The organism is Lactiplantibacillus nangangensis (assembly GCF_005405065.1).
In the GTDB taxonomy this organism is placed as follows: domain Bacteria; phylum Bacillota; class Bacilli; order Lactobacillales; family Lactobacillaceae; genus Lactiplantibacillus; species Lactiplantibacillus nangangensis.
Genome location: NZ_BJDI01000023.1, coordinates 1 through 14,058, shown reverse-complemented (window position 1 = coordinate 14,058; position 14,058 = coordinate 1). Strand labels below are relative to the sequence as shown.

Below are 14,058 nucleotides of genomic sequence, written 5' to 3'. Positions count from 1 at the left end.
ACCTCCATAACTTTGATAACCTAAGGATATCAAGAATATGGAGACCATAAAATACGTCATCTTATTTACTGCTTACGTTAGGTCACTAGTGTTGCTGAGATGAGGCGTGGTTAGCGATTCAATCCGTGTCGTGGCGGGTGGATGTGGTATACTGAAAAAAGTTAATTTTAAGGAGTAAATCTTATGCCAAACGGAATTTTACCATTATATAAACCACGTGGCTTAACGAGTTTTGACTGCGTGGCAAAAATTAGACGGTTATATCAGACTCGTAAAGTGGGGCATTCAGGGACCCTAGACCCCGGTGTTGATGGCGTTTTGCCCATTTGTATTGGGAACGCGACCAAGGTGGTTCAATTCCTAGTGGCTTCGGGCAAACAGTACCAAGGTAGCATTACGTTGGGCTTTGCCACGACGACTGAAGATCTGGAAGGTGACGAGATCGACCGGCAGGCGATCGAGACGCCGTTTAGTGCGGCTGAAATCGATGCAGCATTAGCACAGATGACGGGTGAAATCACTCAGATTCCACCGATGTTTTCGGCAGTCAAGGTCAATGGTCGCCGGCTCTATGACTATGCGCGCCATGGCGAAACCGTGGAACGTCCTAAACGACAAATTAAGATTGATCGCTTTGTGCAACGCCAGGCAGCAACTTACGATCTAGCAAAAAAGACGCAGACGATTTACTTTACCGTCGATTGTAGCAAAGGGACCTACGTTCGCACACTAGCTGTCGATGTTGGTAAAAAATTAGGTGTCCCCGCCGTGATGAGTGATCTGACGCGGCTAAAAAGTGGCGGGTTCACCTTGCCTGAAACCGTGACTTTTGAACAAATTGAAGCCGCAGTAGCGAGCGGGACGGCCGATGAGCTCTTGGCGCCGATTGAAAAGGCATTGACGCATTACCCACAAGTTGCATTGACTGACGCACAGTGGGCCCGCGTGAAGAACGGGGCTTGGTTGTTGGCGGCTGAAGGCCAACAATCTGATCCGGATGCGAACACGATGGTTGCATTAACGTATCAAAACCGCATAAAATGTTTATATAGTTATCGGACTGAAGAACAACGCTACAAGCCATTTAAGATGTTCTCAGTTGACTAAGGAGTTTTTGTGACATGCAGGTGATTAATTTAAGCTACCCCGATATCGCGCGTCAAATTCCGGCTGGTGCGGTTACATTAGCACTGGGATTCTTTGACGGTGTGCATCGCGGGCACCAACGGGTCATTGCGACCGCTCGGCAAACAGCTCAGACAACTGGGACTAAGCTAGCGGCGATGACCTTTGATCAACATCCATCCGTGGTCTTTCAACAGGCGGACCCTGACCATGTTCGTTACTTAACCACGGTGACACAAAAAGAGACGCTCATGGCTGAAATGGGCGTTGACATTTTGTACGTTTTACATTTTGACGCGGCGGTTGGGTCAATGCCAACACAAACGTTTGTCGATGACCTGATTGTGGGGCTGCATACCGAGACGGTGGTGGCGGGCTTTGATTATACTTATGGTCCCGCTGAGATTGCCAATATGCAGCGGCTAAACGCGTACGGTCATGATCGGTTTGAGATTATCGAAGTGCCCAAAGCTGTTGATGGCACTGAAAAAATAAGCTCGACACGCATTCGTGCCGCTTTAGACGCTGGTGAGATTGATGAAGCCAATGACTTACTGGGCTATCAATATGAGACTGCTGGCAAGGTCGTCCATGGTGAAGCACGTGGGCGTACGCTTGGTTTTCCAACGGCCAATGTGGCACATAGCAACAACACGCGGGTGCCGGGGATCGGTACTTATGCGACGATGGTTTATGTGCAAGGTCGCTGGGTCATGGGCATGGCGTCAGTTGGTCGCAATGTGACTTTTGGTGATGATCGCCCGATTACCGTTGAAATTTATTTGTTGGATTTTAGTGGTGATATTTATGGTCAAGACCTCACGATTCGTTGGGGGCATCGCATGCGTGGCGAGATCAAGTTCGCCGATGCGGCGGGGTTAGTGACACAGTTACAGCAAGATGAACAAGCGACACGGGCCTATTATGACCGGGAGCCATTTCACGCGCAACCGCGATTATGGTCGGCCTTGTTGACTGATAAGGAGGACTAATGATGGCAACAAGCAAGATTTTCCAGCATGGGACTTTAGGCTTATTAGTTCCTGGATTGTACGACGGGACGATTACGGCCGGTGAACTGTTGACGCATGGTGATACGGGTATCGGGACATTGGACGGGTTAAATGGCGAAGTCATTATTCTAGATGGTCACGCCTATCAAGCGCGTGAAGATGGCCAAGTCCGTGAAATTGACGCGACTGAAACATTACCGTTTGCGTCGGTACACTTTGAGGCGCCCCAGCACACGGCCAAGTTGCAACAACTCAACCAAGCGGCGTTTCAACAGCAAGTACAGGCTGACTATCAGCTGACCAATGTCTTTGCGGCCGTTCGCGTTGATGGGCTATTTAAGCACATCAAAACGCGGGTCGCCCCACATCAGGTGAAACCTTATCAGTCCTTGGTCGCGGCAACCGCCAAGCAACCGGAATTTGAAGGCACTAATGTTCAAGGGACCATTATCGGTTACTTTGCACCGCACTTGTTCCAAGGGGCGACCGTTGGTGGGTTCCATTTGCATTTTTTGAGTGCGGATCATCAACTTGGTGGTCATCTACTGGATTTTGAAATCGATCAAGCACAATTAAAGGTCCAAAATTTTGCTGATTTTCAAGTGCATTTGCCAATTGACAATGCCGACTATTTAACAGAAAAATTTGATAACGCGACGATTGATGCTGCCATCAATCAAGCGGAACGTTAACCAGAATGCCTATGACTAATCAGTCGTGGGCATTTTTAGCACTCGGCTAATTATTTTGCTAAAATACTTTGTCTTTCCTTGACTTTAAGGGGTGAGGTTGTTATATTAGTAATTGTGTTAGCACTCCATTAAGTTAAGTGCTAAAAAGAGGTGATGATCACGTTAACTGAACGACAAAGCCTAATTTTGAAGGCCATTGTCCGTGACTATACCGAAGGCGGTAACCCAGTTGGGTCCAAATCGTTAGTCGAAGAGTTGCCAATGAAGGTCAGCTCGGCGACCATTCGTAATGAGATGGCGCGACTTGAAGATTTGGGATTAATCGTCAAAACGCATTTATCTTCTGGTCGGATTCCATCGATTAAGGGTTATCGTTATTATGTTGATCATATTTTAACCCCAGAAAAGGTGGATAATCGTGACTTGAAGGTCATTCAACATTCGTTGGGTGGTGAATTTCATAAAATCGATGAGATCGTGGCGCAATCAGCGGATATCTTATCACAATTGACAAGTTATACCACGTTTACGTTGCGGCCGGAATTGAAAGACAGTCGGCTCAGCGGTTTTCGTTTAGTCCCACTTGGCAATCATCAAGTGATGGCCATTCTGGTGACGAACAACGGTGACGTTGAGAATCAGACGTTTACGATTCCAAACGATCTTTCGGGCGATGAGCTCGAACCCGTCGTGCGATTTATTGATGACCAATTGATCGGCCTGCCGTTACAAGACGTCCTGGCAAAATTACAACAAGAGATTCCATTGAAATTGTCGCATTACTTGCAAGATCCCGATGGCTTCTTAGACATTTTTGGCAGTGTATTGTCCAAGGCAGCTTCCGAACGATTCTATGTAGGTGGCAAGTTAAACTTGTTTAACTATACCAGCTTGCAGGATCCGAAAGAAATGCGATCATTATATTCATTGCTCGATCAGACGGATAACTTGGCCAACGTGATTGGCTCACCGGGTCAACACATTCAGGTTCGTATCGGTAATGAGATCACCAACGATTTATTGAAAGACTACAGTTTGATTACCGCGACTTATGATGTGGATCAGCACGGACAAGGAATTATTGCCTTGCTTGGGCCGACTGCCATGCCATATTCACGGATGATTGGTCTGATGGGTGCGTTCCAACGTGAACTGGCCCGTAAACTGTTAGATTATTACCGGTACTTTGACGAGTGACGGACAGGGAGATGAAATCATTGGCAAAAAAACCAACTAGCACAACAGAACCAACTGAAAGTGCTGCTAGTCAAGCTGCAACGTCCGCCGCTGATTCAGCGACGGTTAAACCAGCGGAAAAGGCTAAAAAGACAGCAAAAAAAGTTGATCCTAAGGAAGCGCAAATCGCTGACCTGACCAAACAATTGGCCGCCAAAGACGACCAGTTGTTGCGGGCACAGGCTGAGTTAGTCAACATGCAAAATCGTTTTAAGAAAGAGCAAGCGTCGATCATCAAATATGATGGTCAAACGTTAGCTAAAGACGTCTTGCCAGTGTTGGATAACTTGGAACGTGCTTTAGCCACCGAAGCCACTGATGAGACTGCTAAGCAGTTGAAGAAGGGTGTCGAGATGGTGTATGGGCATTTACAAGAAGCCCTGAAAAAGCATAGTGTCACCGAAGTTGCTGCTGACGGTGAGACCTTTGATCCAACTATTCACCAGGCCGTTCAAACGGTTCCTGCGGATAAGGATCATCCGGCTGAAACCGTCGTGCAGGTTTTACAAAAAGGGTATTTATTCAAAGACCGGACCTTACGACCAGCAATGGTTGTTGTGGCTCAGTAATTAATTAAAAAATAAATTTAAAAGAGGTTTGTTAATTTATGGCAAGTAATAAAATTATCGGGATTGACCTCGGGACGACTAACTCTGCAGTTGCCGTTCTCGAAGGTAGCGAACCAAAGATTATTACCACTCCAGAAGGTGGCCGGACGGTTCCTTCAGTGGTTGCATTTAAAGATGGCGAAACTCAAGTTGGTGAAGTTGCCAAACGGCAAGCTATCACTAACCCTAATACGGTTGCTTCAATCAAGCGTCATATGGGTGAAGCCGGCTACAAAGTTAATATTGAAGGTAAAGACTATACGCCACAACAAATTTCTGCGATGATCTTACAATACATCAAAGGGTTTGCTGAAGATTACTTAGGCGATACGGTTGAAAAAGCAGTTGTTACCGTGCCTGCTTACTTCAACGATGCCCAACGTCAAGCGACTAAAGACGCTGGTAAAATTGCTGGTTTAAATATCGAACGGATTATCAACGAACCGACAGCTGCAGCTTTAGCCTATGGTTTGGATAAGACCGACAAAGATGAAAAAATCTTAGTTTATGACCTTGGTGGTGGGACTTTTGATGTTTCCATCTTGGAATTAGGCGACGGTGTGTTCGAAGTTCTCTCAACCAATGGGGATACTCATCTTGGTGGTGATGACTTTGACCAAAAGATCATTGACTGGTTAGTTGCCGGTTTCAAAGCTGACAATGGTGTCGACTTGTCACAAGATAAGATGGCCTTACAACGGTTAAAGGATGCTGCTGAAAAAGCTAAGAAGGACCTTTCAGGGGTTTCCGAAGCAAATATCAGCTTGCCATTTATTTCTGCCGGTGCCAATGGTCCATTACATTTGGAACAAAGCTTAACACGTGCCAAGTTCAATGAATTAACGGAAGACTTAGTTGAAAAGACTCGGATTCCAGTTGAGAATGCCTTGAAGGATGCCAACTTACAAGCTTCTGACTTGGATGTTGTGATCTTAAACGGTGGGTCAACTCGGATTCCAGCCGTTCAAGAAGCAGTTGAAAAGTGGACTGGCAAAGAATCTAACCATTCAATCAACCCTGACGAAGCTGTTGCTTTAGGTGCCGCCGTTCAAGGTGGGGTCATCACTGGTGATGTTAAGGATGTTGTCCTCTTGGATGTCACCCCATTATCACTTGGGATTGAAACCATGGGTGGTGTCTTCACTAAGTTGATTGATCGCAACACGACGATTCCTACTAGCAAGTCACAAGTCTTCTCAACGGCTGCTGATAACCAACCAGCTGTTGATATTCACGTCTTACAAGGTGAACGGCCAATGGCTGCTGACAACAAGACGTTGGGTCGTTTCCAATTGACTGACATTCCTGCTGCCCCTCGTGGTGTTCCTCAAATCGAAGTTAAGTTCGATATTGATAAGAACGGGATCGTGAACGTTTCTGCGAAGGATATGGGCACGAACAAAGAACAAAAGATCACCATCAAGAGTTCATCGGGTCTTTCTGACGAAGAAATCGATCAAATGGTCAAGGAAGCCAAAGAAAACGAAGATGCTGATAAGAAGCGTAAAGAAGAAGTTGACTTGAAGAATGAAGTTGACCAATTGATCTTTACGACGGATAAGACGCTCAAGGAACTTAAAGGTAAAGTTTCTGACGAAGAAGTCAAGAAGGCTCAAGATGCCCGTGATGCTTTGAAGAAAGCTCAAGATGACAACAACGTTGAAGAAATGAAAGCCAAGAAAGACGACTTGAACAAGATCGTCCAAGACTTATCAGTTAAATTGTATCAACAAACCCAACAAGCTCAAGGCGATGCTAAAGGTGCCGCTGGTGCTGCTGGTTCAGATGACAAGGGTGATGCTAAAGGCGATGACAATACCGTCGATGGCGACTTCGAAGACTTAGATAAAGATAAGGACAAGAAGTAAAATTTACCGGTTGGATCAAAAAGCCAAGGCCGCGCGGCTTTGGCTTTTTGCGTCAACTATGCTAGTATTAATGAGACTTTATTAAGGATCATTAGGAGGTTACAATGGCAGAACAAGATTTATATAAGGTTCTGGGTGTTGCAAAAGATGCCAGTCAGGATGAAATCAAAAAAGCTTACCGGAAGCTTTCAAAAAAGTACCATCCCGATTTGAACCATGAACCTGGCGCTGAAGACAAGTTTAAAGCGGTCAATGAAGCGTACGAAACATTAGGTGATCCGCAAAAACGGGCGCAATATGATCAATTCGGTTCAACTGGTGGTCAACAACAAGGCTTCGGCGGCGGTGCTGGCGGCTTTGGCGGTCAAGACTTCGGTGGTTTTGGCGGCGGTGGCTTCGAAGATATCTTTAGTTCATTCTTTGGGGGTGCCGGTGGTGGTGCTGGTCGTCGGGCTAACCCAACCGCGCCACAACAAGGTCGTGACTTACAGTATGAGATGACCTTGAAATTTGAAGATGCCATTTTTGGTAAGAAGACCAATATTACTTACAACCGTGAGGAACAATGTGAGACTTGTCACGGTTCTGGAGCCAAACCTGGGACGTCACCAGTCACTTGTTCGAAATGTCATGGCAGTGGCTATATTCAAGTTCAAACGAATACGCCACTTGGTCGCATGATGAGCCAACAAGTTTGTGATGTTTGTCATGGGACTGGTAAAGAAATCAAGGATAAGTGTGCCACTTGTGGTGGCTCTGGTCATACAGAACAAAGCCATTCCATCAAAGTTACGGTGCCAGCCGGGGTTGAAGAAGGCCAACAAATGCGTCTACAAAACCAAGGTGAAGCTGGCGCTAATGGGGGTCCTTACGGCGATCTCTTCATTATCTTCCGGGTTGAACCAAGTGATGAGTTTGAGCGTGATGGTGCAACGATTTACTTCAAGTTGCCGATCGACTTTGTGCAAGCCGCTTTAGGTGATGAAGTGGCGGTTAAGACCGTCCACGGTGATGTTAAGTTGAAGATTCCTGCTGGAACGCAGACTGGGACCACTTTCCGTTTACGCGGTAAAGGGGCACCTAGACTACGTGGCAACGGGAATGGTGACGAACGGGTCACGGTTTCGATTCAAACACCGACGAAATTAAATAAAGGCCAAAAAGAAGCGCTGAAGACTTTTGCCAAAGCAAGCGGTAAGACCGTTGCTGGTAATGGGAAGAGTTCATTATTCGACAAACTTCGTGGGGTCTAAGTTAGTTTGAGACATGTCTAGGAAAATAGGCATGTCTTTTTTTGACTTTTGATTCGGTTGAAAGCGGAGGGATTGGGCTAACCAATGTATGATTAACGCTGGTAAGCGTAAAGCTAAGCGACTTGGTTTATTAACTGAATTACCTGGCGGCCGGTTTTTCGTTAAACTGTTTCGATATATTATAACTATAATATTGCGGGTGCTAGACTAAATTAAGGAGGTGAACCAATGGGTTTCAATCAAGTTAGTGGGGGCAAGTCAACGGTAATGTTACAAAACCGTTACAAACGGTGGTTTTGGCAAGACGAACGCGCAGGCTTTTATGGTTTTCAAGTGCAAACCACGAATAACGGGTCTCACTTGGTAAACTATTCCTTGAACTTAACGTCGTCTTAGTTGTTGTCTCGCGGGGGTGTCACGGCAACTGGGATGAGAAAAATTAATTAACGGGGAAGTCAAGCATCGTGAAACGAATAAAAGTACTCGGGTTACTATTGCTTGGTTTGATAGTGATTGATGGCGGAATCATGGCTTACGTCCACCATACAAATCAAGTGGCGGCAGTGCAACGTCAAAAAGTTGCGAAGCAGCAACGAGCCAAGCGCACTGCGCAAAAGAACCGTCAATTGGCGGCGAAAATTGAAGCAGCTAAATTTGACGAAGCTAAGGGTAGTAATCAACAAATTACGCAAGTTTTAACAGATGGTAACTTTGTTGGAACAGCACTCGTGGTTAAGAACAACAAAGTGATCTATCAAAAAGGCTTCGGCTATGCCGATCAGAGCAAGAATATTTTGAACGGCGCGAAGTCGAAATATCAAATTTTATCGATTCAAAAATCAATTACCGCTGTTTGTGTCATGCAATTAGTTCAAGCGGGTAAGCTAAAGTTAACGGATCCAGTTTCAAAGTATTATCCAGACTTAGCGGGGGCGTCCAAAACGACGCTTCGTCAGTTGTTGGATATGACGACTGGTTATCGGCAACAGACGCCACTCGACAAAGCCAGTTCCGAACAACAGGTCGTTGATTTTGCGGTCAAGCATACGTCATTTACCCCTGCTAAGCTGGGCACGTTTAATTATTCTTCCATTAACTTCTTGTTACTGGCAGGGATTATTCGTCAGGAGACTGGCAACAGCTATAAGCAGTATTTCCAACATCATATCATCGATAAGTTGGGACTCAAGCAGACCGGTTTTGTGGCCGATGGGTTAGGTCAAAATGCGACCCTGGGTTATCAAGCGGATAAGGACCAGATCACACCGACCTACGCAAAATTAGCACCGGAAACGACGGCGCAGATGGCTGGCGAACTTGGGACTGGTCAGGTCTACATGAGTGCTGGAGATCTTTATCGCACCGAAAGTGCCATTCTGAAAGCTAAGTTGATCAGTGCGGCCAATGTGAAAATTTTGCATACCCGCACAGCCACTGGAACGTATGGCGGCGGGGTCTACAATGAAACCCCGACCCGCATTCGTTCCCATGGCTTAGGTTATGGTTATGAATCAACGGTTCGAATTTCAGGCGATGGCAAAAATGCGGTCGTGCTACTGTCGAACTATGATCGTTCAGCCGCTTCTAGTTTGATTCCAGCAACAAAATTATTTGATGAGCTGATCAAGGGTAATTTAAATTAAGACTGATGTTGATTTTTAGGAGGTGACCGCATGTTCACAAAAATAAAAATTTGGTTTCAGCGGCCAGTGGTGCAATTCGTTGCTTTGACGGTGTTCTATTTCGCCATCATGTTGGCCTTGGTCTACCTGTACGGTTACAGTGGGATCAATCAAGCCAAATTTATTTACAACGAATTCTAACTAAGAAAGCTGAAACGCACTTTTTGGGGGAGATTACTGATGATCAAAAATATGATTGAAACAATTGATGATTTTGCACGGACCCAACCTGAAAAGGTGGTTTATGATGTGCAAGGTGTCACGCATACTTATGCGGACTTGAAACGTTATTCAGACGCTTTAGCAGCGCACCTGGATACGTTGGCTTTACCAGCGAATGCGCCCATCATTGTTTTTGGTGGGCAAACTTTTGAAATGATTGCAACCTTTTTAGGCATCGTCAAATCCGGTCGTGCTTATATTCCAATTGATACGCATTCGCCTAATGAACGTTTAACAATGATCAATGAAATTGCCGAACCTGCTGCAGTCATTGCGGTAGCTGACTTACCAACTGGGGTTGGGACGACGCCGGTGATCACACCTGATCAATTAGCGGCTATTTTTGCCACCCCAGTCGACTACGAGGTAACGCACGGTGTGAGTGGCGATGATAATTATTATATTATCTTTACTTCCGGGACGACTGGGAAGCCTAAAGGGGTTCAAATCAGTCACGATAACTTAATTAGTTACGTCAACTGGATGCTGAGTGATGACTTTGGGTTGCCAGATCAACCAAACGCGCTCTCACAACCACCATATTCATTCGATTTATCCGTGATGGATGTTTATCCAACCTTGGCCACTGGTGGCACGCTTTACGCCTTACCAAAAGCCGTGACAGATGATTTTAAACAATTATTTGCCGCACTACCAACGTTGCCAATTAATGTTTGGGTCTCAACACCCTCATTCATGGACATCTGTTTACTAGAACCAAAATTTAACGCCGAGAACTTGCCAAGTTTGACCCACTTCTTATTCTGTGGGGAAGAATTGACGCATAAGACTGCGGCAACGTTGAAGAAACGATTCCCAGCGGCTCGGATTTTCAATACGTATGGTCCCACTGAAACTTGTGTGGCGGTCACCCAGATTGAGATCACTGATGCGGCGTTAGCCAAGTTTGACCGCTTACCAATTGGTTATGCCAAAGCTGATACCAACATGGTCGTCGTGGACGAAACTGGTGAACCAGTACCAGCTGGAACTGAAGGTGAATTGATTATCGCCGGTCCAAGCGTTTCCAAGGGGTATTTAAACAATCCTGAGAAGACGGCTAAGGCGTTCTTTGAGCTAGATGGTCAACGGGCTTATCATTCTGGTGATATTGGCACGATGGACGCGGACGGCTTGTTCCGTTATCGTGGCCGGGTCGATTTCCAGATCAAAATGCATGGATATCGAATTGAATTAGAAGAAGTTGATCATTTCTTAGGTCAACAGCAACACATTAAACAAGCGGTAGCCGTACCGAAGTACGATAAAGAGCATAAAGTGACCCAAATGATTGCTTACGTTGTGCCAAAGCCAAATGATTTTGAAACTGACTTTGCCTTAACGACAGCAATTAAAAAAGATCTACAAGGAATGATGATGGAATATATGATTCCTCAACGTTTCGTGTATCAAGAAAGCTTGCCATTAACGCCGAACGGTAAGATTGATGTCAAGTCGATCATGAAAGAGGTTAATCCGGAATGATGTCATTTGACCCATACGGTAACCCAACGTACTTCATCTTACTTTTCATTGCTCTGTTACCGTTAATGATTGGATTACTTTACGGCCACCGGTCACATATTTATGAATCGATCATCTCATTTGCCTTTTTACTCTTAACATTTGGGGGAGAAAAATGGCATACTGGAATCGCATTGATCATTTATCTGATTTATCAAATTTGTTTAGTTTGGTTGTACTCGATGTATCGTCAACGCAAGGATTCAGCTAACAAGGGTTGGGTCTTCGTAGTGAGTGTTATTCTGGCGATTATTCCGCTGGCGGTGGTTAAAATTACCCCAGCGGTCGCTCATGGTGCAAGTTCGATCATTGGTTTCTTAGGGATTTCCTATTTAACCTTTAAGGTCGTTCAAACAATCATGGAAACACGCGATGGTGTGATCAAGGAATTCCATCCGATCTTGTTTGGGCAGTTCTTACTGTTCTTCCCAACGATTTCTTCCGGGCCAATCGATCGTTATCGGCGATTCGTCAAAGATTACGATAGTGTACCGACTCGGGCGAAGTACTTGGATCTGATGGAAAAAGGGGTCCGTTACATTTTTCTTGGATTCCTATACAAGTTCTTGTTAGCATATATTTTTGGGACAGTCATGTTACCAACGGTTGAACATGCCGCCTTGCAAGCACACGGTTTTTCGTGGGCATTGTTAGGGGTCATGTATACCTACAGTTTGGATCTCTTCTTTGACTTTGCGGGTTACAGTTTATTCGCCGTCGGGGTCAGTTACTTGATGGGTGTTGAGACCCCAATGAACTTTAATCAACCTTTCAAGTCGAAGAATATTAAAGACTTCTGGAATCGTTGGCATATGACCTTGTCCTTCTGGTTCCGTGACTTCATCTACATGCGCCTAGTGTTCTTCATGATGAAGCACAAGTGGTTTAAGAGCCGAATTACCACGGCCAACGTCGCTTACGTGATCAACATGTTGATCATGGGGTTCTGGCATGGTGAAACTTGGTACTACATCGTCTATGGGTTATTCCATGGGTTCGCGATGGTCATCAATGACGCCTGGTTACGGTACAAGAAGAAGCATCAAGCACAGATTCCACATAACAAGTTTACGGAATACTTTGCGATCTTCTTGACGTTCAATGTGGTTTGCTTCAGTTTCTTAATTTTCTCAGGATTCTTGAACACGCTGTGGTTCGTGCCACGGCATTAAAAAATAAATTAAAAAGGAAGTTATTATGATGGATGACACAAAAGCAACTGTACTTTCAATTTTACAAGATTTAACCGGGGAAGACGTTTCCGGCAACATGGATACCAACTTGTTTGATGAAGGAATCTTAGATTCAATGGGTTCCGTTCAACTTTTATTGGAATTACAAAGCCAATTAGGCATTGAAGTGCCTGTCTCAGAATTCGAACGGTCAGAATGGGACACACCAGCCAAAATCGTTGCTAAGGTCGAGAGCATGCAATGAGTGTTCCAAAACGCCTTTTTAAGATTTTTGGGCCAATTATTTTGGCAGCTATCTTATTATTGGCCGTTCTGCTCTCACCATTTTCTTTCGGATTAAATCATGTCTCTCAGACGACTGAAAAAAAGGCAGCAGTTTCACTGTCACCGAACGTTTTAAAAGGTCGGCTCGTCAAACGCCAAGCGTTAGACGATGGCTATGTCCCATTCTTTGGTTCTTCAGAATGGTCACGGTTTGATCCGATGCATCCGTCCGTATTGGCAGATAAGTATCAACGTAATTACCGGCCATTCTTATTGGGGGCGCGTGGTACCCAATCTTTGACCCAATACTTCGTGATGCAATCGGTTAAGAAGCAGTTAACTAATAAGAAAGCTGTCTTTGTAATTTCGCCACAATGGTTTGTGCCACATGGGACGCGTAAAGATGCGTTTACGTATTATTACTCACCATTGCAAACGACCGACTGGTTGCAAACAGAAAATAATACCGAAATGGATCGTTACGCAGCTAAACGGTTGCTTGAGATGCCATCAGGGTCCTCTGACCGTGTTTTAGCGGATGCACTGGCCCGCGTGGCAGCTGGCTTGAAACCAACGAGTACGCAACGCGCCTACATCAATTACAAAGCGCGTGTGCTTGGAAGCGAAGACGAATTCTTCTCAAAATTTGGGATTTCGGGTAAGAATTTAGGTAAAGTCGATCACGCTGAAACGCAATTACCAGGCAACTATAATTATGCTAATTTAGATAAATTGGCTGGTGAAATTGGGAAACGGCAGACGACGTCTAATAGTTTGGAAATTAGTAACACCTTCTGGAAGACCCAATTACGTCGTAACTACAAGCGTTTGAAGCAGTCGCAGACTCATCTTGACTATACCAAGTCACCTGAATTTGCCGATTTCCAGCTTGTCTTGAATCAATTTGCTAAAAATCATACTGATGTGATGTTTGTCATCCCACCAATCAATCAAAAGTGGTCTAACTATACGGGCCTGTCGATGAAGATGATTGCGCAATTTGATAAAAAGATTCGCTACCAATTGACGAGTCAAGGCTTCAACAACATCATCGATTTATCACAAGATGGTGGTCAAGACTACTTTATGACCGACACGATTCATTTAGGCTGGCGGGGTTGGTTAGCTGTTGATCAACAACTCAATCCATTCTTGAGTAAGAAATCACTGACGAAGCCGCAATACCGCATCAATGATGAATTCTATACGAAACGTTGGCAACAACTGAATCCAAAAAATCTCAAAGCTTTTGAACAGCAGTAGGCTGTTTAAATAATCCTGACCGTTAGTGGTTGGGATTATTTTTTTGGTGCGCCCGGCATGGGTGATAACTAGGCGGTGTAAGTCCGCTGTGGGCCGTAGTAGTCGGAACCACGAG

The 14,058-nt window shown here is 45.1% G+C and carries 14 protein-coding genes; all 14 read left to right on the top strand.

What is annotated here, in order from left to right; genetic code table 11:
- Nucleotides 1-183: 183 nt before the first annotated feature.
- The 14 genes from truB to dltD all read left to right on the top strand — a co-directional run bounded on the left by truB (nucleotide 184) and on the right by dltD (nucleotide 13,943).
- Nucleotides 184-1,107, top strand: a complete 924-nt coding sequence (gene truB, locus FFM70_RS13410) for a tRNA pseudouridine(55) synthase TruB (protein WP_137617352.1) — start codon at nucleotides 184-186, stop codon at nucleotides 1,105-1,107.
- A 14-nt stretch (nucleotides 1,108-1,121) separates the two neighbouring features.
- A complete protein-coding gene (ribF, locus tag FFM70_RS13405; protein WP_137617351.1) occupies nucleotides 1,122-2,117 on the top strand; it encodes a riboflavin biosynthesis protein RibF in 996 nt (331 codons plus the stop codon).
- A gap of 2 nt (nucleotides 2,118-2,119) precedes the next feature.
- Nucleotides 2,120-2,830, top strand: a complete 711-nt coding sequence (gene budA / locus FFM70_RS13400) for an acetolactate decarboxylase (protein ID WP_137617350.1) — start codon at nucleotides 2,120-2,122, stop codon at nucleotides 2,828-2,830.
- A gap of 153 nt (nucleotides 2,831-2,983) precedes the next feature.
- Nucleotides 2,984-4,027 carry a heat-inducible transcriptional repressor HrcA gene (gene hrcA / locus FFM70_RS13395; protein ID WP_137617349.1) on the top strand — a complete coding sequence of 348 codons (1,044 nt, stop codon included), beginning with the start codon at nucleotides 2,984-2,986 and terminating at the stop codon, nucleotides 4,025-4,027.
- 11 nt (nucleotides 4,028-4,038) lie between these two features.
- Complete coding sequence (gene grpE / locus FFM70_RS13390; RefSeq protein ID WP_137617348.1) at nucleotides 4,039-4,635, top strand: nucleotide exchange factor GrpE; 597 nt, start codon at nucleotides 4,039-4,041, stop codon at nucleotides 4,633-4,635.
- A gap of 38 nt (nucleotides 4,636-4,673) precedes the next feature.
- Entirely contained in the window at nucleotides 4,674-6,542 is a 1,869-nt protein-coding gene (gene dnaK / locus FFM70_RS13385) for a molecular chaperone DnaK (RefSeq protein WP_137617347.1), read from the top strand.
- 104 nt (nucleotides 6,543-6,646) lie between these two features.
- The gene (gene dnaJ, locus FFM70_RS13380; RefSeq protein ID WP_137617346.1) at nucleotides 6,647-7,795 is read left to right on the top strand and encodes a molecular chaperone DnaJ; all 1,149 of its coding nucleotides are present in this window, start codon (nucleotides 6,647-6,649) and stop codon (nucleotides 7,793-7,795) included.
- A 228-nt stretch (nucleotides 7,796-8,023) separates the two neighbouring features.
- On the top strand, nucleotides 8,024-8,191 hold the full coding sequence (locus FFM70_RS13890; protein WP_171002382.1) for a hypothetical protein: 168 nt from the start codon (nucleotides 8,024-8,026) through the stop codon (nucleotides 8,189-8,191).
- Nucleotides 8,192-8,259: 68 nt separating this feature from the next.
- Nucleotides 8,260-9,438 carry a serine hydrolase domain-containing protein gene (locus tag FFM70_RS13375; protein ID WP_137617345.1) on the top strand — a complete coding sequence of 393 codons (1,179 nt, stop codon included), beginning with the start codon at nucleotides 8,260-8,262 and terminating at the stop codon, nucleotides 9,436-9,438.
- Nucleotides 9,439-9,468: 30 nt separating this feature from the next.
- Nucleotides 9,469-9,618, top strand: coding sequence for a teichoic acid D-Ala incorporation-associated protein DltX (locus tag FFM70_RS13370; RefSeq protein WP_137617344.1), 150 nt, complete (start codon nucleotides 9,469-9,471; stop codon nucleotides 9,616-9,618).
- Nucleotides 9,619-9,657: 39 nt separating this feature from the next.
- Nucleotides 9,658-11,184 (top strand): D-alanine--poly(phosphoribitol) ligase subunit DltA, encoded by a 1,527-nt coding sequence (dltA, locus tag FFM70_RS13365; protein WP_137617343.1) that lies wholly within the window; start codon nucleotides 9,658-9,660, stop codon nucleotides 11,182-11,184.
- Nucleotides 11,181-12,395 (top strand): D-alanyl-lipoteichoic acid biosynthesis protein DltB, encoded by a 1,215-nt coding sequence (dltB, locus tag FFM70_RS13360; protein ID WP_137617342.1) that lies wholly within the window; start codon nucleotides 11,181-11,183, stop codon nucleotides 12,393-12,395. The genes dltA and dltB overlap by 4 nt, the downstream gene beginning before the upstream one ends.
- 22 nt (nucleotides 12,396-12,417) lie before the next feature.
- Entirely contained in the window at nucleotides 12,418-12,660 is a 243-nt protein-coding gene (gene dltC, locus FFM70_RS13355) for a D-alanine--poly(phosphoribitol) ligase subunit DltC (RefSeq protein ID WP_137617341.1), read from the top strand.
- Nucleotides 12,657-13,943, top strand: coding sequence for a D-alanyl-lipoteichoic acid biosynthesis protein DltD (dltD, locus tag FFM70_RS13350; RefSeq protein ID WP_137617340.1), 1,287 nt, complete (start codon nucleotides 12,657-12,659; stop codon nucleotides 13,941-13,943). The genes dltC and dltD overlap by 4 nt, the downstream gene beginning before the upstream one ends.
- Nucleotides 13,944-14,058 lie beyond the last annotated feature (115 nt).

Coding starts and splice junctions, on each gene's coding strand:
- grpE (WP_137617348.1), top strand. CDS start 4,039: ATGAAATCATTGGCAAAAAAACCAACTAGCACAACAGAACCAACTGAA.
- ribF (WP_137617351.1), top strand. CDS start 1,122: ATGCAGGTGATTAATTTAAGCTACCCCGATATCGCGCGTCAAATTCCG.
- FFM70_RS13370 (WP_137617344.1), top strand. CDS start 9,469: ATGTTCACAAAAATAAAAATTTGGTTTCAGCGGCCAGTGGTGCAATTC.
- dnaK (WP_137617347.1), top strand. CDS start 4,674: ATGGCAAGTAATAAAATTATCGGGATTGACCTCGGGACGACTAACTCT.
- truB (WP_137617352.1), top strand. CDS start 184: ATGCCAAACGGAATTTTACCATTATATAAACCACGTGGCTTAACGAGT.
- dltD (WP_137617340.1), top strand. CDS start 12,657: ATGAGTGTTCCAAAACGCCTTTTTAAGATTTTTGGGCCAATTATTTTG.
- FFM70_RS13890 (WP_171002382.1), top strand. CDS start 8,024: ATGGGTTTCAATCAAGTTAGTGGGGGCAAGTCAACGGTAATGTTACAA.
- dltB (WP_137617342.1), top strand. CDS start 11,181: ATGATGTCATTTGACCCATACGGTAACCCAACGTACTTCATCTTACTT.
- dnaJ (WP_137617346.1), top strand. CDS start 6,647: ATGGCAGAACAAGATTTATATAAGGTTCTGGGTGTTGCAAAAGATGCC.
- hrcA (WP_137617349.1), top strand. CDS start 2,984: ATGATCACGTTAACTGAACGACAAAGCCTAATTTTGAAGGCCATTGTC.
- budA (WP_137617350.1), top strand. CDS start 2,120: ATGGCAACAAGCAAGATTTTCCAGCATGGGACTTTAGGCTTATTAGTT.
- dltA (WP_137617343.1), top strand. CDS start 9,658: ATGATCAAAAATATGATTGAAACAATTGATGATTTTGCACGGACCCAA.